Origin of the sequence: Microcystis sp. LSC13-02 (genome assembly GCA_002282935.1) — a bacterium.
GTDB lineage: Bacteria > Cyanobacteriota > Cyanobacteriia > Cyanobacteriales > Microcystaceae > Microcystis.
Map to the genome: position 1 here is coordinate 1 of MTBT01000245.1, position 21874 is coordinate 21874.

21 protein-coding genes, 1 tRNA gene and 2 pseudogenes are annotated in these 21874 nt (G+C 41.8%); 13 read left to right on the forward strand and 11 right to left on the reverse strand.

Going from position 1 to position 21874, the window contains the following annotated elements:
- The first annotated feature begins 291 nt into the window (after nt 1-291).
- The 3 genes from BGL89_RS15280 to BGL89_RS15290 all read left to right on the forward strand — a co-directional run bounded on the left by BGL89_RS15280 (nt 292) and on the right by BGL89_RS15290 (nt 3374).
- Complete coding sequence (locus tag BGL89_RS15280; protein ID WP_286826426.1) at nt 292-951, forward strand: D-glycero-alpha-D-manno-heptose-1,7-bisphosphate 7-phosphatase; 660 nt, start codon at nt 292-294, stop codon at nt 949-951.
- A complete protein-coding gene (locus BGL89_RS15285) occupies nt 948-2174 on the forward strand; it encodes a glycosyltransferase family 4 protein (RefSeq protein WP_286826427.1) in 1227 nt (408 codons plus the stop codon). Before BGL89_RS15280 ends, BGL89_RS15285 begins: the two co-directional genes overlap by 4 nt.
- Before the next feature lie 81 nt (nt 2175-2255).
- A complete protein-coding gene (locus tag BGL89_RS15290) occupies nt 2256-3374 on the forward strand; it encodes a glycosyltransferase family 4 protein (RefSeq protein WP_286826428.1) in 1119 nt (372 codons plus the stop codon).
- Between the two features lie 286 nt (nt 3375-3660).
- On the opposite strand, the gene BGL89_RS15295 is transcribed toward BGL89_RS15290, so the two are convergent.
- Complete coding sequence (locus tag BGL89_RS15295) at nt 3661-3843, reverse strand: type II toxin-antitoxin system HicA family toxin (protein ID WP_012267861.1); 183 nt, start codon at nt 3841-3843, stop codon at nt 3661-3663.
- Nucleotides 3840-4031 (reverse strand): type II toxin-antitoxin system HicB family antitoxin, encoded by a 192-nt coding sequence (locus tag BGL89_RS15300; protein WP_286826429.1) that lies wholly within the window; start codon nt 4029-4031, stop codon nt 3840-3842. The genes BGL89_RS15295 and BGL89_RS15300 overlap by 4 nt, the downstream gene beginning before the upstream one ends.
- 117 nt (nt 4032-4148) lie before the next feature.
- Between BGL89_RS15300 and BGL89_RS15305 the strand changes: the two genes are divergently transcribed.
- Entirely contained in the window at nt 4149-4280 is a 132-nt protein-coding gene (locus BGL89_RS15305; RefSeq protein WP_286826430.1) for a hypothetical protein, read from the forward strand.
- A 1-nt stretch (nt 4281) separates the two neighbouring features.
- Nucleotides 4282-4869 (forward strand): Uma2 family endonuclease, encoded by a 588-nt coding sequence (locus tag BGL89_RS15310; RefSeq protein ID WP_286826431.1) that lies wholly within the window; start codon nt 4282-4284, stop codon nt 4867-4869.
- A 476-nt stretch (nt 4870-5345) separates the two neighbouring features.
- Here the strand turns inward: BGL89_RS15310 and BGL89_RS15315 are convergent.
- From BGL89_RS15315 to petJ, 8 genes and pseudogenes are all read right to left on the reverse strand, one after another.
- Nucleotides 5346-5687: pseudogene (locus BGL89_RS15315) on the reverse strand (HepT-like ribonuclease domain-containing protein).
- Nucleotides 5684-5977 (reverse strand): nucleotidyltransferase family protein, encoded by a 294-nt coding sequence (locus tag BGL89_RS15320; RefSeq protein WP_002733639.1) that lies wholly within the window; start codon nt 5975-5977, stop codon nt 5684-5686. The pseudogene BGL89_RS15315 and the gene BGL89_RS15320 overlap by 4 nt, the downstream one beginning before the upstream one ends.
- A 377-nt stretch (nt 5978-6354) precedes the next feature.
- Complete coding sequence (locus BGL89_RS15325) at nt 6355-7668, reverse strand: tetratricopeptide repeat protein (protein WP_286826432.1); 1314 nt, start codon at nt 7666-7668, stop codon at nt 6355-6357.
- A 502-nt stretch (nt 7669-8170) separates the two neighbouring features.
- Nucleotides 8171-8860 carry a Bpu10I family restriction endonuclease gene (locus BGL89_RS15330; protein WP_286826433.1) on the reverse strand — a complete coding sequence of 230 codons (690 nt, stop codon included), beginning with the start codon at nt 8858-8860 and terminating at the stop codon, nt 8171-8173.
- Entirely contained in the window at nt 8833-10077 is a 1245-nt protein-coding gene (locus tag BGL89_RS15335; RefSeq protein WP_158198651.1) for a DNA cytosine methyltransferase, read from the reverse strand. Before BGL89_RS15335 ends, BGL89_RS15330 begins: the two co-directional genes overlap by 28 nt.
- 64 nt (nt 10078-10141) lie before the next feature.
- Nucleotides 10142-10387, reverse strand: a pseudogene (locus tag BGL89_RS15340) (hypothetical protein); the annotation flags it as partial.
- 253 nt (nt 10388-10640) lie between these two features.
- Nucleotides 10641-12320, reverse strand: a complete 1680-nt coding sequence (locus tag BGL89_RS15345) for a DUF3352 domain-containing protein (protein WP_286826435.1) — start codon at nt 12318-12320, stop codon at nt 10641-10643.
- A gap of 116 nt (nt 12321-12436) precedes the next feature.
- The gene (gene petJ / locus BGL89_RS15350) at nt 12437-12757 is read right to left on the reverse strand and encodes a cytochrome c6 PetJ (protein ID WP_002774546.1); all 321 of its coding nucleotides are present in this window, start codon (nt 12755-12757) and stop codon (nt 12437-12439) included.
- Between the two features lie 192 nt (nt 12758-12949).
- Here petJ and petE point away from each other — a divergent pair, with 192 nt between their 5' ends.
- The 3 genes from petE to BGL89_RS15365 all read left to right on the forward strand — a co-directional run bounded on the left by petE (nt 12950) and on the right by BGL89_RS15365 (nt 15421).
- Nucleotides 12950-13327 (forward strand): plastocyanin, encoded by a 378-nt coding sequence (gene petE / locus BGL89_RS15355; protein WP_286826436.1) that lies wholly within the window; start codon nt 12950-12952, stop codon nt 13325-13327.
- Nucleotides 13328-13536: 209 nt separating this feature from the next.
- Entirely contained in the window at nt 13537-15264 is a 1728-nt protein-coding gene (locus BGL89_RS15360; RefSeq protein ID WP_286826437.1) for a succinate dehydrogenase/fumarate reductase flavoprotein subunit, read from the forward strand.
- A gap of 83 nt (nt 15265-15347) precedes the next feature.
- Nucleotides 15348-15421 (forward strand) — tRNA-Met (locus tag BGL89_RS15365).
- 36 nt (nt 15422-15457) lie between these two features.
- Here the strand turns inward: BGL89_RS15365 and BGL89_RS15370 are convergent.
- A complete protein-coding gene (locus BGL89_RS15370) occupies nt 15458-16171 on the reverse strand; it encodes a TauD/TfdA family dioxygenase (RefSeq protein WP_353743945.1) in 714 nt (237 codons plus the stop codon).
- 304 nt (nt 16172-16475) lie between these two features.
- Here BGL89_RS15370 and BGL89_RS15375 point away from each other — a divergent pair, with 304 nt between their 5' ends.
- The 5 genes from BGL89_RS15375 to BGL89_RS15395 all read left to right on the forward strand — a co-directional run bounded on the left by BGL89_RS15375 (nt 16476) and on the right by BGL89_RS15395 (nt 21429).
- Nucleotides 16476-17141 (forward strand): DUF3782 domain-containing protein, encoded by a 666-nt coding sequence (locus tag BGL89_RS15375; protein WP_286826439.1) that lies wholly within the window; start codon nt 16476-16478, stop codon nt 17139-17141.
- A 101-nt stretch (nt 17142-17242) separates the two neighbouring features.
- Complete coding sequence (locus BGL89_RS15380) at nt 17243-20680, forward strand: tetratricopeptide repeat protein (RefSeq protein WP_286826440.1); 3438 nt, start codon at nt 17243-17245, stop codon at nt 20678-20680.
- The gene (locus BGL89_RS15385; protein ID WP_286826441.1) at nt 20673-20903 is read left to right on the forward strand and encodes an NACHT C-terminal alpha/beta 1 domain-containing protein; all 231 of its coding nucleotides are present in this window, start codon (nt 20673-20675) and stop codon (nt 20901-20903) included. The genes BGL89_RS15380 and BGL89_RS15385 overlap by 8 nt, the downstream gene beginning before the upstream one ends.
- Nucleotides 20904-21037: 134 nt before the next feature.
- Nucleotides 21038-21220 carry a DUF1902 domain-containing protein gene (locus BGL89_RS15390; RefSeq protein ID WP_286826442.1) on the forward strand — a complete coding sequence of 61 codons (183 nt, stop codon included), beginning with the start codon at nt 21038-21040 and terminating at the stop codon, nt 21218-21220.
- Nucleotides 21220-21429: a DUF4926 domain-containing protein gene (locus BGL89_RS15395; RefSeq protein WP_286826443.1), complete on the forward strand. Its 210-nt coding sequence runs from the start codon at nt 21220-21222 to the stop codon at nt 21427-21429. The genes BGL89_RS15390 and BGL89_RS15395 overlap by 1 nt, the downstream gene beginning before the upstream one ends.
- Nucleotides 21430-21874 lie beyond the last annotated feature (445 nt).

Below are 21874 nucleotides of genomic sequence, written 5' to 3' on the forward strand. Positions count from 1 at the left end.
GTGCAACCCTGGAAGTTCTTAAGTGCTATATTAAAGATCAAGAAAAGCCGTCGTAAAACGACGGGGTTTTAACCCAAATTTTCGATAATCAAAAGTCCAAAGGCCTGACGGCATATAATATGCCCTGATTGCTATACTCTGACATCTAGATAGTAAAGAGAAGCAATTTAGCCGAGAAAACTAGCACAAATCGCGACAATACCGCAAATTTTGTCTGTGCATCAGTTCAAGCTCTCGTCCCTGACAGAAGAACTGAGAATTCTAGTCCCCGACTCTAAAAAGTCCAACATAATGAATCCTTTCCCCGCAATTTCCGTCAATGACGGCGACCAAAAATACCCCTATCCGCCACCTCCTGGCAATTCTGACCGCGAAAGCGAAGATAGAGCAAAAAAGAACAAAGCCTTATTTCTCGATCGAGATGGGGTAGTTATAGACTATATCCCCTACCTGAGTAAACCAGAACAGGTGAGCATTCCCGCCGGGGCAGCGGCTGCCTTAAAACAGTGGCAGGATGCTGGCTATCTGCTGATCATCATTACCAATCAATCGGGACTTGCTAGGGGCTATTTCACTTGGGATGATCTAGCGGCGATTCACGGGCGCATGATCGAGGAATACCGACAATTGGGGGTGCATTTTCACGATCTTGCCATCTGCCCGCACCATCCCGACGAAGGTTGTCTGTGCCGCAAACCCTCCCCCTATCTGCTGCTGGCCGCCGCCCACCAATACGGAATCGATTTAGCCGGCTCGTTGTTTATCGGCGATGCGGCCAGTGATCTAGAATGCGCCCTAGAAGCTGGTTGTCAGCCCGTATTGCTCTTAACAGGGCGAGGAAAAGTCACCCTTGGGGAGATCGAGAAATACCCAGTTGAGATTCCCGTGTATGGCCAACTAAAGGAAACGGTAGAATTATTGTCAAAAACCGCTGCCGAACCAGAATTATGAGAATATTAGTCCTTTTTTGCAATAACTTTCCCTATCCACCTAGTCGCGGGGCAACCGAGGGGAGAACTTTTAACCTGATCAAATGTCTTCATCAAAACCACGATGTCACCCTGTTCGCCCGTCGGGTGGAGAATGTCACGGAAACTCAGATCGAAGAACTCAAAACCTTTACCGATCATCTTGTCTTATTTCCGCCCCGGCAAATTCCCGCTCCAGGCAAGGGACTGACAAAACTAATCGGTCAAACAGGGCGCTTTCTGGAGGGAATAGTACAGATGACCCCTGCTAGTGTTCTTAGTTATCGTTCGCCGCTCATTCAAGAGCGAGTAGATGAATACGTCGAGCAGCAAAAATGTGATGTGATTCTCTGCGCTCAGAGTATCAGCGAGATTTTTGTCCGGCCGGAATACCGTCAGCGAGTCAAAACAGTAGTAGATATTCACAGTTCCGTGTACGGTTGGACACGCAATCATTTAGATAGAGGAGCCTCCGCCTATCCGCTGCGGGATTTTCTCTATCTGCCCTTACTCTATCAGTATGAAAAACGTTACTGTGCCAAGTTTTCGCAATTAGTGGCTACCACCGATTACGATCGCGAACAATTATTACAAATTCTACCAGAAGCAAAGGTGGCTATCGTGCCTAATGGCGTGGATTTAGCCATGTTTCCCTATCGTCCTCGGGATCCCGGCGGTCATAATTTGGTCTTTGTCGGTTCCATGAGTTCTACCCATAATATCGATGCCGCCCGTTTTTTTGCTTTAGAAGTCTTGCCAGTCATTCAACAGCGATATCCCGATACCACTTTAACCCTAGTGGGGGCAAACCCGGCGCCGGAAGTTCTCGAACTTGCCAAGTATCCCGGTGTGAGCGTGACGGGGACAGTTCCCTCGACAGTGGAATATTTACACCGAGGAACCGTTGGTGTGGTTCCCCTGCGGGTGGGATTGGGAATCAAGACCAAAACCCTAGAATCCATGGCCGCTGGGATTCCGATTGTAGCCAGCGATCGCGGTTTAGAGGGTTTAACGGTGGCAGCAGCGGGAATTCCCCCTAGGGCATTGCGCGCCAATAGCGTTGCTGAGTACGTTACAGCGATCGCTAGGTTGTTCGATGATCCTTCTCTGCGAGAACAACTGTCCCATAATGGCCGGGCGATGGTGGAATCGGAGTACACCTGGGAGCGAGCGGGACAAAGGTACGAGGAAATTTTGCGGGACTAATATTGTTCTTAACCCCTGAATTTCCCTCGAGACTGTTTGAGAGTTTTACCGCCATAAAAATTGATTTTTTGGAGCCTAATCATGAAAGTTTTAATAGTAGGAAATTACGTTAATGATCGGCAGATCAGTATCAATCGTTTTGTCGGTTTAGTGGAGAAAGGACTCAGACAAAAAGGACACGAAATTCGGCGAGTGCAAGCACAGCCTATTTTCGGTCAACTAAAATCCTCTCCCCAGGGACTCGGCAAGTGGTTAGGGTATATTGATAAGTTAATTATTTTCCCAGTGCAGTTACGTCAGCAGCTTGATTGGGCCGATATCGTCTGCATTTGTGATCAGGCGTTATCCTATTTAACTCCCTATCTAAAAGATTGCAAATATTTTGTGATCTGTCACGATCTGCTGGCCATTCGTTCCGCCCTAGGAGAAATTCCTGAAAATCCTACCAGTTGGACGGGAAAACAGTATCAGGCGATGATTTTGCGAGGATTCAAACAGGCTAAATATGTTGTCTGTTCTTCCGAAGCTACTCGTGCCGATGTTCTCCGTTTAACCAAAATTACCCCCGAACAAACGGAAGTGATCGAGGATTGCTTGAGTGAGGGATACGGTCCGATGACAAGAGCAGCGGCGGTAAATCTAGTGGCCAAATTTAACATTAATAGTGATTGTCCCTGGCTAATTCATGTCGGGGGCGACCAATGGTATAAAAATCGATTGGGATTGCTGAAAATATTCAAGAGGTTAATCGCTTTCCCCGGTCTGGAAAATTGCCGATTGATCCTGATGGGAAAACCTTTGCTGCCGGAGATGCGAGAATTTGTTAATCAGAATAACTTGTCCGCACAAGTAATCGAATTAGGAACCGTCTCTGATGAGGATCTCCGCGCCTTTTATTGCCTAGCAACTGCTTTAATTTTTCCCTCCTTTCAGGAAGGATTCGGTGTTCCCGTTATTGAAGCTCAATCCTGTGGTTGTCCCGTCTTTACCTCCAATCGTCTCCCCATGACTGTTATCGCTGATGATGCAGCCGTTTACTTCGATCCCACCGAACACGAGGCCGCCGCTACTATTATTGCAGAAAATCTTCTCGCTCCCGATCGCCTGGAAGATTTGAGGCAAAAAGGTTTTATCAATGCCACTCGCTTTACTTACGAAAGAATGATCCAATCCTACGACCGATTATTGCCAAAATTGTAGTCTAGAGCTTTTTGGTGACTCATTTTTCCATAGCTCCTTTGCTTCCTTGTAGTGTTGTTTAATTGGGGTTTACTGAATAAATCTAAAAACCTTGTTGGATAATATCTTTAGGCTTTTTTGAAATGAAAAAGTGCCAGCCATTGGAGGAATCGGGGCGAAATTTAGGCACTTTTTCCCTGAAAATTAGGTAGGGTTTGCTGAATAATGGTAAAAACCCCACACCCCACACCCCACACCCTGCCTCACGAAAAACTTTTTGCCGCAGACCCTAATTGGCACTGTGAATTTATCTGTCTCCTGTAAGACTTTTGATAATCTTTTTAGCCAATCGCTCATTAATTTCTCGATGTCTGGGAATTGGTTCTGTTTTTCCAGTATCTGGATTATGGTAAATATCGTGTTTCCCTCCACGTCTAATCAAATAGCAGCCCGCTTGCTCTAATTGTGCAATTAAATCATGTCTTTTCATGCGAGTTCAAACTCTGCAACTCTCTTGATTCCGGGGATTTCTTCAGTAGTAAATGTTCTGTAGAGATCGACCAAGTTTTCGATTAATTCTTCTAAGTCAACACCTTGGGTCCAATGATCTGGAAATTCATTCAAATAGCCCAAGAACATCCCATCTGATTCTTTCCAATATGTATATGGAATCTTCATGGTGAAATCCTCATTCTGCGTTGCTAAAGATATTAAGTTGACCCCTATTATAACTGAATTGCTCCCAAGCCACGATCAGCTTTATTAGCGGGGAGATTGCCGCCTGACAATTCGTTAATGCAGCCTACCAAAGCGGCGCTCGCTAATTCAGACAGATTAACGGGGATATCTTTAGTGACAAAAGGTTCAGCACAAGCTAATATTAAAGTTGCTATTGAATGGGAATTTAACCAAGATAAGGGAGGTTAGTATGCAAGTTCAAATCGAAAAACGGTATTATACACCTGAAGAATATTGTCAGTTAGAAGAAACAGCAGAATACAAAAATGAATATCTGGATGGAGAAATTATTCCTATGACGGGAGCAACAACCAATCATAATCTAATTGCTGGTAATTTTTATAAAAATTTTCCGACTAAGATTAACAATGAAGATTATTGGGCTTTTATGAGTGATGTACGGTTATGGATGCCAATATATCGCTTTTATACTTATCCTGATGTAATGGTGATTAAAGGCCAACCATTATATGAAGGAAAAGGCACAAATACTGTAACTAATGCGTTAATTATTGTCGAAGTTTTATCAAAATCAACTAGAGATTATGACCGCACTGATAAGTTTAAATTTTATCGCTCAATTCCTGACTTTAAGGAATATATTTTGATTGATCAATACCGTTATTATCTCGAACAATTTTATCAACAAAATAATGGGGAATGGTTGTTTAAAGTTTATGAATCGGACAAGGAAGCTTTAAGGTTTTATTCTGTGGATTTTCAAATTTCCCTGCTGGATATTTATCAACGAATTGATTTTACTTTAAGTGAAGAATAATGATTAAATCCCATCTCAATTATCTACCAAAATCAGTTGATATTGCGATTCTCAAGATCAAGAAGGAAACCCAACAAAAAAATAAGAGGATCAAAATAGCGATCGCCCTTTTCAAATCCTATAGTAGGGTCTGCTGAAAAAGTTTTTCGGTGGTGGTAGGAGTCAGGAGTCAGGAGTCAGGAGTCAGGAGTTTCAGGCTTTGTTGCCCTTGTTCTAACATCGGACTTTAACAGGTCAAAAGCTTTATTTTAAAAGGGTTTTACCATTATTCAGCAAGCCCTATAGTAATCATGACAATTATCCTAGGTTGGATTGACCCAAGCAAACCCCACAAAAAGCAATGAGAGGAGGGGAATAGCGAGCGCTGATTCAGACAGATTTAGGTGTTGGCTGTTGGGTTTCGTTTTCCCTTAAAATTGAGAGGTTTTCTTTAACCCATTGATTCGCTCAACCAAACCTACGAAATTAGACTTTGATTAAGTATTGACTGATTCTAGATGCCTTAAAATCTGTTCTCTTAAATTATCCAAATAATTCTCTACCACATCCCAAACTGTATTAAGGTCAATTCCCCCTAAATAATCATGTACTAAAATATTCCTAAAACCAGAAATATTACGCCAGTCAACATCGGGAATATTTGCCTTTAATTCCTCCGAAAGCCGTTGAGTTGATTCTGCCAAAGTTTGTAAGCGTCTAATGATAGCATCGCTCATCATTGAATTAGCAAAAAACTCCTGTTTTCCTCCCTAGGAATACTCCTTAATTTTATCAATACAGTCTAAAATGTATCCAAGATAAACTTGATCTTCATTCATAACTTAATTGCCTCCTTTAAGATTCGCTGTTTAATTAGATGATGAAGGCTTTTTTCAGTTACTACATCCACTTTACACCCCAAGAGATCCTCTAAATCAACTAATAATCCACCGGGAAACCAAGGGGATGTTTTAGCTAAATCATAATCAATTAAAAAATCAATATCACTATTTTCGGTTTCCTCACCTCTAGCAACGGAACCAAATACACGCACATTAAAAGCACCATGTTTGGTGGCAATTTTTAGGATATCCTCTCGTTTGTCTTGTATGAGTTGTTTTAGGGTCATAAAATAACATCCATCCCGAAGGTTTTTAATGAACAATTAACAGACTAGACTAGAAAAAACGGTTCTTCGGTTTGTGTTATGCAATGGACGGGAGTTATAAGGGGTGAAACCCTTATATAGAAAGACATTGCTTCGATTTTTGCCAATTGTTAGCCGATTTCTGCCCCCTGATCGAACCATACCAAGTAACGAAGAACCGAAAAAACTAAATACTGATAACAATTATCGTCGGTTGGATTGACCCAAGCAAACCCAACAAAAAGCCATGAGAGGAGGGGAGAGCCGATTCAGACGGATTTAGGTGTTGGGTTTCGCTTTCCCCCTAAAATTGAGAGGTTTTCTTTAACCTATTGATTCGCTCAACCCAACAAAAAGGACTAGACCGCGCCTAATTCCCGTAGGAGTTCCATAACCTTTTCATATAACGCCGCGTCTCCTTGCTGGCGGAACAGTTCGGCGGCTTGTCGCAAATCTCTGATCGCTTTTTCCCTTTCTAGTCGATAGTAATAAAGAACCCCCCGATTGTTGTAAGCCAGGGCCAATCGGGGATTAATGTTGAGCGCCTGATTGAAATCGGACAGGGCGAGGTCGGGTTTCCCCTGTCCGGCGTAAAGAAGCCCGCGATTGTTGTAAGCCATGGCCAATCGGGGATTAATGTTGAGTGCCTGATTGAAATCGGACAGGGCGAGGTCTGGTTTCCCCTGATCGGCGTAAAGAACCCCCCGATTGAGGTAAGCCTCGGCGTCTCGGGGATTAATGTTGAGCGCCTGATTGTAATCGGACAGGGCGAAGTCGGGTTTCCCCTGTTCGTAGTAAATAACCCCCCGATTGTAGTAAGCTTCGGCGAATCGGGGATTAATGTTGAGCGCCTGATTGAAATCGGACAGGGCGAGGTCTGGTTTCCCCTGATCGGCGTAAAGACCCCCCCGATTGCTGTAAGCCTCGGCGAATTGGGGATTAATGTTGAGCGCCTGATTGTAATCGGACAGGGCGAGATCGGGTTTCCCCTGTTCTTTGTAAAGAAGCCCGCGATTGTAGTAAGCGCCGGCGAATCGGGGATTAATGTTGAGCGCCTGATTGTAATCGGACAGGGCGAGGTCTGGTTTCCCCTGATCGGCGTAAAGACCCCCCCGATTGCTGTAAGCCTCGGCGAATTGGGGATTAATGTTGATCGCCTGATTGAAATCGGACAGGGCGAGGTCGGGTTTCTCCTGTTGTAGGTAAAGAAGCCCGCGATTGAGGTAAGCCATTGCGTCTCGGGGATTAATCTCGATCGCCTGATTGTAATCGAACAGGGCGAGGTCTGGTTTCCCCTGTACGCCGTAAAGAAACCCGCGATTGTAGTAAGCGTCGGCGTATCGGGGATTAATGTTGAGCGCCTGATTGAAATCGGACAGGGCGAGGTCGGGTTTCCCCTGTTCGTAGTAAATAACCCCCCGATTGAGGTAAGCCATTGCGTCTCGGGGATTAATCTCGATCGCTTTGGTGAATTCAGCGAGGGCGAGATCGTATTTTTCCTGTTGCATGTAGTCAACTCCCCGGTTATAGTGGCCGATCGCGTCTTGATTGTTCCCTTGAGCGATCCGGGTTTCGGCTGGTTGTCGGCTCTCTAGCGCCATGACGGGGCGAACAGTCGCGAGGGTGGAAAGGCTGATTAGGCTAACGGTGGTAAGAAGGGCAAAGGATTTCATGGCTAGTTCCTCGGTGGGGATGATTTGAAGTTTTACTTAATTTTATCGGCTGCTTTTTTGGAAATATGCAGAATAGGGCGAGCAATTTTTTTTGTTTCGGATACAAAGGGAAAAAGTACCGCAATCGGGAGTGCTTTGTTGTCATTTAGTGAAAAATACTTGTTTTTTTCGATGCAATATGGTAGGCAAATCCCCGACGATTAGCGATGTCTGGTTGGTTTGCCTCAGTTGTCAGGGCTTTTTTGCCCAAAAAAAATAAAAATTATCATTAGAATCTAGACTACAAAAATAAATTGTTCTTTATTGAGTGAGATGAACTAAAGAACAACATCAATATCTAAAAACACGGGATCGACTTTAATTTTGCCGAGGAATTGTCCTAAGTAGGGTCTGCTGAATAATGGTAAAACCCTTTTAAAATAAAGCTTTTGACCTGTTAAAGTCCGATGTTCATGCTGCGAAAATAGGATTGGGACGGCTACTGACTCCTGACTCCTGACTCCTACCACCACCGAAAAACTTTTTCAGCAGACCCTAAATAAGTTTTGCATTCGATAACAATCACTGGCAGATCGAAAATATGTGTTTCAGTATTATTGGTGATTTTCACCTCAGAATAACTATCTGGATCATCTTTTGGTGAAAAAGATGATAACTGCTCTGTCGGATTATTTTGTGCCAGGGGATAAGATGATTCTAGAGATGCTTTAATTGTTGTACCGATAACAAAATCATGATCCTTTTTCTCAATACGAGCGTAAGGACGCTTGAGCATTTCTGAATAACTGGGAGGGACAAAGAAAATGTCTTTGAAAGTGTGTGATTTACCAATTAAAGTATTCTCACCAAAATCACCAATTAAATCTTTAAATAAATAGTACAAAAATTCCTCAAGTACCGTTGAATGAAGATTGGAACGAGAGTCAAATTTTTCTGCGTAGTGTTGTTGATCAATAAAATCTTTATAAATTGACAGCAGTTTAACTCGTCTTTGCAAAATTTTATTGTCTCGCTCTGTTGCTATTGAAGTCGGTCCGACTAATTTATAATTAATGCGACACCACTGATCATATTTTTCTCGTATTTCACCAAGAAATCGCTTACTTTCAGCATCTTTATACTTTTGAGGGTGGTTTTCCTTTTGTTCAAGATTAGAACCGTGAATTAGAGGATTTCTACTGGTTTTGGACATAAATTTAACTTTTCTTTAATATGTAATGCTATGGAACGAGCGAGGAGAGGTGGTACAGCATTACCTATTTGATTGTACTGACAAAGGAATTTTTCGTCAAATCTTTTTTCTCTATGTAATAACTTTTGAGAAACCACGGTTTTTTTGCCAAGAAAACGGTATTGATCGGGAAAAGATTGTAATCGCGCACCCTCACGAGCAGTTAAATTACGATTTTGGAAAGGATGCAGAAAATTAGCATAAAATGAAGCTGTAATTGTATGAGATGGTTCGTAGGGATTTAAACGACGATTATTTTGATCATAGCAATGGGAAGATAACTCCCCATTGCTACTTCTTCGTCTAGGTTTATGTTCTTGGGGTACATCAGAACTAGATTCTCCCCATTTAATATGTTTAAAACGTTCAACAAGTCTTGCTGAATGTTCCATAGCTACATGATTATATAATACATCACTATTATCCCTTATCCATGTTTGATAGCTGTTTTGAGGGTCACAAATATACGACTGTTCTTCTTGTCCTTCTCTCGCATTTAATAAAGGTAAATCTGAGATAGCATCCCAGAGATTAATAGCAGGATTTAAGGTCTCTGTTTCTAACAAGGAAAGTTGACGATTACCTCTATCATTGTATAACTTTAACGAATGACTAATAGTGGGGATTCCAATCTTTTTTCCACTGGTATTTCCCACAATAAAAACTCTTTCTCTGGACTGAGGAACGCCATAATTAAGCGCATTTATTAACCATACCTCTACAAAATAACCAAGCTCAATAAACGTGCTTTGTATAATGTCTATAACTTTTAAATTGTCGCTATTTTTGCGAGATAAAATTCCTTTGACATTCTCTATAATGAAAGCTTTCGGTTTTAGGTAATCTATCCAACGAGCAAACTCTAAAAACAAACTATTCCTCGGATCCTGAGGATCTTTATGTGCCGGACCAGCAATACTGAATCCTTGACAGGGTGGACCACCAATAATAACGTCTGGTTTAAAAATACACACTTTCTTGACACTATCTTCAGTACAATAATCACGAATATCATGTTGAAGAACTAGCATTTTAGGATGATTGTAACGCAAAGTATCACAAGCCCAAGCATCTATTTCCAGTGCTAACGGCACTGAATAACCTGCCATTTTAAATCCTAGTCCGAACCCACCGGCTCCAGCAAATATATCAATTGCTATTGGTTGTTGTATGAACATATAATTTAACTTTTGTCAACAGATGAGATGATTGTGTGGTTCAACTACTAATCCTCTTCAAATTTTCCTTACTTTCCCAGTAACCCCAGTCTAATCTTAAAGCATCTTTGACTGTACCATCGGGATAAACCAACTTTCCTGACTTGTTGCGATAATCTAATTCCGGGATTAATAAAAAATCACGGGTTTTACAGTATTCATTTAAAAGATTCTGGAAAGCAACCCTTAAAGAAGTTTCTTTTTTACTGCCTCCAAATTGAATAATTTTATCGACTTCGCTATAGTATTGATGGATGAGGAGACGAGACATAGCAGAAAAATTAGAGATTGAGGTGATTATCTTTATTATTCCCGAAAAAGCTAGACAAATCTCACAGGGTGAGCGCATCTCAAAAACTATTGACAATTGGCCAATTTTGTGATCAGCGTGGGCATTTCCAGTGATACCATTTTTCTTTATTCGTGGCAGTCAATCAGACTCCCCTCTCCCGTCCCCCCCTTTTTTGCTCCCCGATGTCGGGGGATTGGGGGGTTGCCTCTTACCTTCAGTAATTGATAACTGATTAAGACTTCACTCCCAAGTTAAAGAAAATCGTTCCCCGACGCACAGAATTATCACTACCTTGGCTGCTAATGGCAAGAGAACGCAGATTATTAAATAAAGGCTTAATCGATAATTCTAACACCCGCACGATCGGGAATTTCGATTCGATCACTGGTTGCAATTGTCGCCAATCGACGTAAAAATAACCATCATTTTCTGCGGGTAAAGCAGTAATTGCCTGTCGAAACTTACCACTGCTTAAAATCGGGTTTTTCTGTGCAGATAAAGCTAATCCCATCGCTTCCACAGAACTAGCGATAATTTCATAATTATCGACTCTCGTATGCACTCCCGTCACGAGCGTCTCTAGTTGCGCTTTTCCCCCTGGGACCGCCGTGGTTAACTTTGTCCAAGCTGTCACCGTTCGATCGAGTAAAGGCAGATTAACCACATTATAGCCGCGACTGCGGGCCAACTCGTCCAAATGAGCGATCGCACTGTCCACATCCACCCCCATCACCCGTTCCCCTAGAAAAACACTATCGGGTTCCATCCCCTTTGAACTAGGCACGAGAGCGAGGCTATATTCGCCTCTAACCCAGCTAAAAACGTCTTCAGGCAAATTTAAACCTAAAGGCGATTGGAAGCGGTTTAAGACCTGTGTTATTAATTCCTGTAGGGGACTATCTGCTTCTAACCCCTCCTCTACCTGAGTCCAAAAACGATTTAAATCGCGACTAGCGGCGACTAAAAGGCTATTTTCGCTGATAAAAGATAATGCTCCCACGGGACTAGATAAAATTGGTGCTTGGTTATCCTGTCCTAAGACCCCAATTAAGGCGGTTTGAGCGACTATTCCCCTAGATTTGATGGTAAAAGCCGTGGCTAATCGTTGTTTTGCTTCGGGACTCTCCGGGACGGGTTGATTGGCGATCCAAGCCGATAACGTGGGTAAATTGCTGTAAACGATAGCTATACGCGGTTCAGTGATATTTTTTATTGCTTCTTGGTAATCGGGGCTATTTTTTAGGTTTAAATCCGGTACTTGCACGTTATTGAGTGCCTCGCGCAAAACCTTGATATTATTGGCAAAAAGCACCGTATCCCCGACCACGGCACTAGCGAGAAAACGATTATTATCTCCTGCGGTCAAGGGACGTTGATAAATAAGGTTAATTCCCTTGTAGGTTTCAAAAACTAGGTCAAATTTGCCCGAAACCGCCTGTTTTGAGTAAGAAGCTTGCAGAAATTCCTTAGCGCGTTCACCATCTTTACTTTGAATTGCCAAAAGATAACCCGGTTGGATACCATTATCGGTATTGCGATCAAAATCTAGGGAAGTAACAGCGAGGGTAATTTCCTCCCCTAACCAAGGTTTGATTTCCTTTTGATAATTCAATCCCGTTTTACAGAGGAGAGTTTTTTCTAAATCCTTAATTTCTTGGTGGGAACGTCGTCGATTAGCCGGTGTAGCGATTAATTGACCAAAAGACTCCAAACGTTCGGGATTGACCAACAAGGATACCATAACCGGGGCCTGTTTCGGCACAAAAATCGCCGCCGTCGGTTCCCGCATTACTCCACCTTTAAGCAAAGACAGCGGACTATCGGCGAGAATCCAAGCAAAACTGGCTGTAGCGACTCCTAGGAGAATGATTACCGTCGCACCTAAAATATAGAAAAACGATCGCAATTTCACAACCTTGCCCCGAGATGAACCATTAGCTATTTTAAGCCAGCAAATGACCCAAGAATTTCGATCGCTACAATTCTTACCAGACTGACAACCGATAACTCGCCACCGATAACTAACTTTTACCAGCCTTTTTCCGCTTGAGCGAGGACATAATTAGCTACAGTTTCGATATCTTCAGCGCTGAGACGACCACCGAAAGCGGGCATTGCCCCCATACCTTTGGTAACTTGGGTAACGAGAGCTTCAACGGAATCTTTGCCGTATTTAACTAAATCTTCTTTTTTCAGGGTTTTAGCGGCATTAACCACGTTTTTACCGCCCATGTGGCAGGAAGCGCAGTTAGCACTGAAAATCGAAGCCCCATCAGCTAAAGCGGGACGAGCCATACCGAATGTAACCACAGCCAAGAGCAAGCACAGGGAAATTAATAATCTTTTCACGATAGGTTCTCCTCTATTTCTCAAGAAATTCCCCAACCATGGTCAGAAAAAAACGGTTTTCTTGTCAAAAGACAAGCTGTCAAACTTCGTGTAGAATTAATCCATGGGACAGTTAAAAGCAAACTTTTACTTTTTTGTCAAAAGACAGGCTGTCAAACTTGTCATCTTCCCTCGTGTAAAGGATTAACAAGCATGAAAAAATTAGGTTTATTGCTCGCTACCGTGGTGCTAGTCGTCTCTAGCTTCTTCTTCAACACTGCCGCCGCTGCCGCGGAAACCTTCACGGTTAAGATGGGCGGTGATGCGGGTACACTACAATTTGATCCCCCCACCCTGACTATTAAAGCAGGAGATACGGTGAAATGGGTCAATAACAAACTTTCTCCCCATAACATCGTTTTCGATAGCACCAAAGTTGCCGAAGCCCAAGCCAGCAAATTATCCCACAAAGGTCTGGCTTTTTCCGCCGGTGAGTCCTTTGAAAGCACTTTCAGCGAACCGGGTACTTACACCTACTACTGCGAACCCCATCGCGGCGCCGGTATGGTCGGAACGATTACCGTTGAGTAATTATCCGATTTTAGCCAAAAATAACTCGCGGTTAACTGCTGCGGGTTGTTTTTTGGGAAGTGGGGTGTGGGGTGTGGGGTGTGGGGAGAACAAAGATGCCTTTTGTCTTTTGTCTTTTGACTCCTGAAATATAAAGTCTCGATTACAAAACTCACTTGGGAGCAATTCTCACCCCACCATAGAAACAGAAGCCCGTAGGAAAATCAGCCATGAAAGAACACGATGTCGTTATAGTGGGCGGTGGGTTAGCAGGATGCCGCGCCGCCTTAGAAATCAAACGCCTCAACCCGACTATCGATGTTGCTGTCGTTGCCAAAACCCACCCAATTCGTTCCCACTCCGTCGCTGCCCAGGGAGGTATCGCCGCCGCTCTGCAAAACGTTGACCCCAAAGATAATCCCAAGGCTCACGCCTACGATACTGTCAAAGGTTCCGATTTTCTGGCTGACCAGGATGCGGTGGATATCCTCACCCGAGAAGCCCCCGAAGTTATCATCGAATTGGAACATCTAGGCGTGTTATTCTCCCGTCTCGAAGATGGACGCATTGCCCAAAGAGCCTTTGGCGGTCACAGCCATAACCGTGCCTGTTACGCCGCCGATAAAACTGGTCACGCCATGCTGCACGAATTAGTCAGCAATTTAGGCCGTAATCAGGTAAAAATCTACGATGAATGGTACGTTTTGCGTCTTATCCTCGAAGAAGGTACAGCTAAAGGAGTAGTTATGTACCAAATCGCCACCGGACAGCTAGAAATCCTCCGGGCAAAAGCAATTATGTTCGGGACGGGGGGGTATGGTCGCGTTTATAACACCACCTCCAACGATTTCGCCTGTACGGGAGACGGTTTAGCTTTATCGGCAAAAGCGGGTATTCCCCTAGAAGACATGGAATTTGTCCAATTTCACCCCACTGGACTCTATCCCGTCGGTGTTTTAATCTCGGAGGCGGTCCGGGGTGAAGGAGCTTATTTAATCAATAGCGAAGGTCGTCGTTTTATGGAAGATTACGCCCCCTCGCGCATGGAATTAGCCCCCCGGGACATCACTTCCCGCGCCATTACCCTAGAAATTCGCGCCGGCCGGGGGGTAAATCTGGACGGTAGCGCCGGAGGCCCCTTTGTCTATCTGGATTTACGCCATTTAGGTCGGGAAAAAATTATGAGTCGGATTCCCTTCTGTTGGGAGGAGGCCCACCGTCTCGTCGGTGTCGATGCGGTAGAGGAACCGATGCCTGTACGTCCTACAGTTCACTATTGTATGGGAGGCATTCCCGTTAATACCGATGGTCGCGTTCGCTTAAGTGCCGATACCCTCAGCGAGGGCTTTTTCTCCGCCGGGGAATGTTCCTGTGTCTCTGTTCACGGGGCCAATCGTTTGGGCAGTAATTCCCTGTTAGAATGTGTGGTCTATGGGAGAAGAACCGGCAAATCGATCGCTAAATACGTCGAAAAACGCGCTTTTCCCGTCTTTAATCCCGATATTTACCTTCAGGATGCGAAAGAGGAAATCACCGCTTTATTGACCAAAAAAGGCACGATTCGCATCGGTCAACTACGTCAGCAATTCCAAGACTGTATGACCCAACATTGCGGCGTTTTTCGCACCGAAGCGACTATGCGCGAGGGAATTAAACAAATCGGCGAGTTAAAGCGCAAATACGAGCAGATTTACCTCGATGATCCGGGTGATTGCTGGAATACGGAACTAATCGAGGCCTGGGAATTACAAAGTCTCATGGTGGTGGGGGAAATTATCCTCACCTCTGCCCTCAATCGTCAAGAAAGCCGAGGGGCCCATTCCCGCGAAGATTTTCCCCAACGGGATGACCAAAATTTCCTTCAGCATACCCTCGCCTATTATTCCCCCGACCGCATCGATATCGACTATATGCCCGTGGTGATTCAGGATTTCACCCCCGTGGAACGTAAGTATTAACCTCTGGTCGGACGGTAAATGTAAAGGAATATTACAAACTCCTTGGCATTTACCGAGATTTAGTTCTATAGTAGATAAAGCAACGCGGGATAGAGCAGTCTGGTAGCTCGTCGGGCTCATAACCCGAAGGTCAGTGGTTCAAATCCGCTTCCCGCCATTACTTATAAAGCTGGTAGTTAACCCCGATTTCCCGTTAGGGAACATCGAACATTACCCGTTCAAGAGAGCGATTGGGGTCAATGTAGGATTGGCGAGAATGGAGACAAGTATAATTATCCATGATCAAGATCTGTTCTGCTTTTAAATAGAGCGGAACGTGATAGGCTTCAAACAGTGCCAAAAATTTGTCACATAAAGCCATTAAACGGGAATCTAGGTCAGAAGCGACCGGTTTATTAAGATCGGGGCTAAATTCCCGATAAACCAGCACATTATAGCTAAAGCGGATGATTTCGGCATCTCGTTGCCAAATTGGTGCAAAACAGCTTTCTTTGCCGTCTTTGGACATAAAATATTGAGGTTGAGCCGCCATAAAATGTTGTTCCTCAAGGGTAAAATGACGCAATAAGTCATCAAACTTAACCAAAGTCGTTGCACCCCCACCCCAACGATCCGGGGTTTTACAGCGCAAACAGAGGTATTTAGGAGGGATAGCTTTGTAGGACCATTCTGTATGAGGTAAAAGCCCAATTCCGGGGGATTGTGCGTCACTTTTTCCCATAGCGTCAGGATTTGCTTTGATAGGATAGATAATCTCTCCGTTAGTTTGGATAACGGGGGTTGCTTGGGTAATATCCTGTAAACATTGGAACCAGCGATCGCCCCAAGGGTTATCGAAGACAAAAAAACCGTTTTTTTTGAGGTGGTTTTTTAGGGTAGCAGTTGAGAACGTAAGCATTGAAAACATAAGATTTTCCCCACTTCAATAGGTTGATACTTGCTATGAAAAAATCTGGGGTATGTGCCAATGCAAGAGGTCTAATTAAAAAAAATTGCATAATAAAAAGCTTATTGGCTAAGGCTTTTAGCTTTGGGTGTGGCTTTGGGGGAGTGGGGTACCCCAAACTTTTTTAGGAAAAAATTGGCGATTTTTGGCGGGGATGGTGTCGGATTTATCCTGTCAGCAAGTGATGGGTAAAAGAACGATGTCCTCTCAGCCTGCCGAGTCGCTAGAATAGGATCGGCTTTGCTCAAATAGACAAGAACACGCCATGTCAGAAGCTATTACGATCGCCGATATTTACAAACTGTTTGAAAGAACCGAGGCTCAATTTGCCGAGTTCCAAAAAGAAGCCGAGCGCCGCAATGTTGAAGCCGAGCGCCGTAGTGCTGAAGCTGAACAACGAAATGCCGAAGCGGACCGCCGCAATGCTGAAGCCGATCGCCGCCGGGCTGAAGCCGATCGCACGATGGAAGAATTGAAAAAGCTGGTACGAGCCACCACCGAAGCCGTCAATAACTTAACTACCCCTTTGTGTCTTTTTATAGAAGAAATGGTAGAGCCGGCGGTTGTGCAGTTATTTCAAGGGCGGGGGATTGATGTCACCCAAACCATGAGTCGTTTAAAAAGTAAACGTCCCGGGGCAGCGATGGAAATTGATATTCTGGCGGTGAATGGCAGTGAGTTAGTGGCGGTGGAGTGTAAATCTCGACTCTCGAAAGATGATGTAGATGACTTTCTCGATCGATTACAGCGATTTAAGTTAGCCTTTCCCCAATTTCGAGACTTTCAGGTTTACGGCGCAGTAGCGGGGATTGAAATCGACCAGGGGATAGATAGTTATGCTTATCGGCGCGGTTTATTTGTGATTAAGCAATCAGGAGAAACGGTGAAAATCATCAACGATGCTCAATTTCGGGCCCTAGGTTTTCATTAGAAAACGGGTTTCTTAAAGAAACCCGTTTTCTGGGGGTGTTTTTCATCATCCCAAAAAATAGACTAAAATAAGCTATCCCTAGCCTCTACCGACCTAATCCCATGTCTAAGAAGAGTTATGGCGAAACTGTTGAAAAAAGGGTCAAACGCTTGTTTGAAGTCTTATTAGATCATGTGGCTCACTGTCAATGTGAGGATAATGATTGGGGAGTCAAGCTGGCTCTAGGGGAAGAGGGGAAGCTTTTGCAGGTTAAGACGAATGTGGCGGCTTTAGTACGCTTGGCAGAGCAGAAAGGGGAAAAATTAACCAAAGATCAAGTTAGGGACGCGATTAGCCACTATTTGGCCGATTATCTAGGCATTCTTCGGGATGAGCGTCACGAAAATGAAAAGCAGGGGTGTGAGGAATGGCGGTTCTCCCTAACTCTGTGGGCGAAATGCGGCGATAAGACAACAAATTTGACTAAATTTTCGGAGGAGTGGCATAAAAGGCGCTCTGAACCCTCTAAAAAAGCGGTAACTAAACCCGAAGCAAACGCTTTCATTCCCCACAATTTTAAAGACAGTGTTGCGATCGCTAAACCCGAAGCAAACGCTTCCATTCCCCACAATTTAAAAAACAGTGGTATTGCCAAATTTGTAGGGCGAGAAACTGTTCTCAATCAATTACATGAAAAGCTACAAAAAGCCGAAAGAATTGCCATTTCTACTCTCTCAGGAATGGGAGGAATTGGCAAAACAGAACTTGCTTTACAATATGCTTGGCAAGAATACAGAAAAACAACTTATCAAGGTGGAGTATGTTGGGTAGATGTTAAAGGGAATGATCCTAGTTTTGATATTATAAGCTTTTTTGAATATAAGCTTAAACTAGATAAGCCACAGGGAAGAACATCTATCGAACAAGTCCAAGATTGTTGGCAAAATTGGATTGATGGGGATGTTTTAATTATTTTCGATGATGTACGAAATGCTGACCGAATTTTTGAATATTTACCTCCCTATGAATTTAAAAAATTTAAAGTAATTATTACAACTCGCTGTGAATATTTATCTGATAAAATAGAAAATATTCATCTAGAAGAATTATCAGAAAATGATTCCCTTGATTTACTTCGCTCCTATATCGGTGATGACAGAATTGACACAGAAATTGAAGAATCAAAATTACTTTGTCAAGATTTAGGATATTTGCCTCTAGCCTTGGAGTTAATAGCAAGGTTATTAAAAAGACGCTCATGGACAATACAAGACACTATAAATAGATTAAGAGACAAAGGACTAAAAGATAACGGTTTGCTTGGCGAAAGACATACTGAAATGACAGCAAAAGGAGGCGTTAAAGCAGCTTTTGATCTAAGTTGGGATGAGCTAAAGGATGAACCAAAAACCCAAAAATTAGCTCTTTATTTAAGTTTATTCGCTATTGCACCAATTAAACAAACATGGATAAATGAATTATTTCCTAATGAAGATGAATATGATATAGAAAAATGGTTAATTGATAATCTAGTTGGTCTAAACTTAGTTAAGTCAAGAGGAAGTAATGAATATGAACTCCATCGTCTAATTCACCTTTATTTAGGAGAAAAGCTAGATCAATGTGAGTTCTTAACGACAGCAAAGCAACAGTATTGTAAGTTATTTTGCTTAAAGTCTGAAAAATTTACTCAACAAATACTATCACTCCAAAAAATTGAAGAGTTAAAGCCTCTAATTCCTCATATTAAACAAGTTACACAACATCATTATAATTACATTGCCGATAATTACAATGATAATATTCCTCATGATTGGAATTTGCCAATTAAAGCAGTTAATGCTTTTTATGTTAGTCAAGGTTTTTCTTCCCAAGCAATTCAAAACTTTGAAGAATACATAAAAATCACTGAGAATAAGTTTGGTAATAGTGACATTCATTTAATGGTTCTTTATAATGATTTAGCACTTATCTTGAAAGAAAATGGACAATATGATCGAGCAATGGAATTTTTAAAAAAAGCTTTATTGGTGGCTAAAAAATATTTAGGTGAAAATAACGATCAGACTTTAACTATAACAAATGCTATTGGTGACACTTATCGTGAGATGAAAGACTACGATAAAGCAGAAGAAACTTTAACCTATGTATATTACAATATACTTGGTGATGTCATAAATGATGTGATAAAGAGAAAGAGCAATAATACTTTACCAAATGAAGAAGTTGTTAAAAAGTTTTCTGTGTTTATTTTAGTTAATAATAATCTAGCATTAGTTTATCAAGGACAGAAAAGATACAATGAAGCAGAGAATTGTTATAAGCTTGCTTTGCAATCGTTGGAAAAATATAGAGAAACTATCTATTTTGCTCAGGTATCCAACAATTTAGGCGGTCTTTATCTAGAAATGGGCAAACAGGAAGAAGCTGAAAACTACTTTAAACAAGCTCGTCAGATTAACAAAGAAACTTTCGATCCTAAATACACTACCAATAGACTTAATCTTGGTCACTTTGCTTTGTTATATATTAATCAAAATCGTTTAGATGAAGCAGAAGAACTTTTATTAGAATTACTTGAAATTCAGTTTAATTTACTCGATGATTTGGAGCCAGATTCTCTAAAGTATTTACATAAAATTGCTTCTGAATACTTTAATAAAGGATTTTATGATCAAGCAGAAGAATTATCTTTAAAAATTAACCAGCTTTATAAAAAATTTCAGTTGACTAACTCGATAGAATATTGTGAATCACTAAATTTTTTGGCAACATCTTATACTCGTGTTAATAAGCTCGAAGATTCAATAAGATTATCGACAGAAGCAATTGCAATAGGAAAAAAACTTTTCTATGAATCAAAAATTGACAGAAATTCCTATACTTCCAGTAGTTTAACAATTATTGAGAGTTATACAAATTTAGGAATAGCATTATGGAATGTAGCCCAAAAATTTAACCAACCTCCTCAGCTAAATCAACGGATAAATTTTTTATTAGAGGCTGAAATATATACTAGACAATCGTTAGAACTTTGCCAACTCATTTTTGAACGAACAAATGATAAAACAGTTCAATATAGAGAATCACATATACATAACAATTTTGGTTTGATTCTGGAAGATTTAGAAAAGTATTCAGAAGCAGAAAAAAGTTATAAAATTGCTTTATACCTCAGACGAAAAGAGTTAGGAAATGAACATTATCTCGTTGGACAATCCTTATTGAATCTTGCTGCTTGTTATGATTGGCAAAAGAAAAATGATGAGCAAACTGAACAAATGTTATTAGAATGTGAGAGAATTTGGGAAAATTTATTAGAGCCTAGCCATCCTGAGATAGTACACTGCTATGCTTGTCTGGCAAATTTTTATGATCGTAAAAGACAATTTAAAAAAGCAATTGGTTATTTTCATAAAACGATTGAAAACTGTAGAATAAGACAAGATGTTAGCATTGATTTTTACCAACGGAAGCTAGAAGAATGTATAAAGCGTAGTCAAAATTTGAAACCCAAGAAATCTAGTCAATCATCTAATAAACCTCAAGGCTTTGGCTAAATCATCAAAACGTCATCTTATCCCTCTAATCGACCAAAATCCCCAATTAACTCTCATTTTCGGAGAAAGTAACCCTAGCGAAACCCTTTTATCCCTCTGTCAACAACTTAACCCGACTATTCCCATCGCATGGATTACCGAAAACCCCATTGCTAACCTACAAACCTTCTCCCCCAACCAACTCAACCTAATCGAAGTGATCTTAAACTGGCAAAATCGGTAAACACCTCTGAATTATGCCAAGAATTGGGTATTCCCTTGGTTAAAGATTGTGAGGAACTGTTAGGACAAATTCAGGCTACATTAGAAGGAGATTAGAAATCCTAAAGCCACCTTCTTCTTACTCAAAAAACTGCCATGAAAAACCCAATTAAACTCACCATTGAACGCTTTCAAGAAAACGGACAAGATTACTATGTCGCCACCAGTCCCGATATACAAGGACTTGTCGCTGAAGCTGATACAATAGATGCCGTCATTGATATTGCCAAAGACTTAATTCCCATCCTATTAGAATTGGAAACAAAGGATTGTGAATAATGCAAACCGTCCAACTTTTTCAACAAGTTGAACTATGTAGGGATGTCCCCGACACTATTTTTAAAAAAGGTGATCAAGGTACTGTTGTTGAACTTTTGACCCCGAACGAAGAACAACCAGAAGCAGGCTACCTTTTAGAAATTTTTGCCAATAATGAGACATTAGATGTTATCGCCGTTACCGTTTCTTGGATAACTTCTATTAACTAACGATTAGCAAAAATTCAGGCTACATTAGAAGGAAATTAGAAACCCTTGATCACCTATACCAACCATGAAAATTAAGGCAATTCTCAAAATTTAACTTTTTATCCAAATAGGAGAAATTTCATGACTACCACCATAAATCTTCAAATCACTTTTGAATCTTTAACCGAAGCCATTAAATCCCTTGACTTAACGCAAAAAAAAACAATTATTAGAAATACTAGAACAACAAATTTTTCAAGCAGAAGAGGCTTCCTATCAAGACGACGAGGAAACCCTAGCAGAACTTCAGCAAGTTCGGGATGAATATCAATCAGGCGACTATGTGACCCTTGAACAATACTTGAGCAAGGATTAAATCATCGAAAATTTTGGGTCTGAAACCCCGTCGTTCTACGACGGCTTTACTGTTAAATATTAACACATTTACGAAATATATGCTAAAATG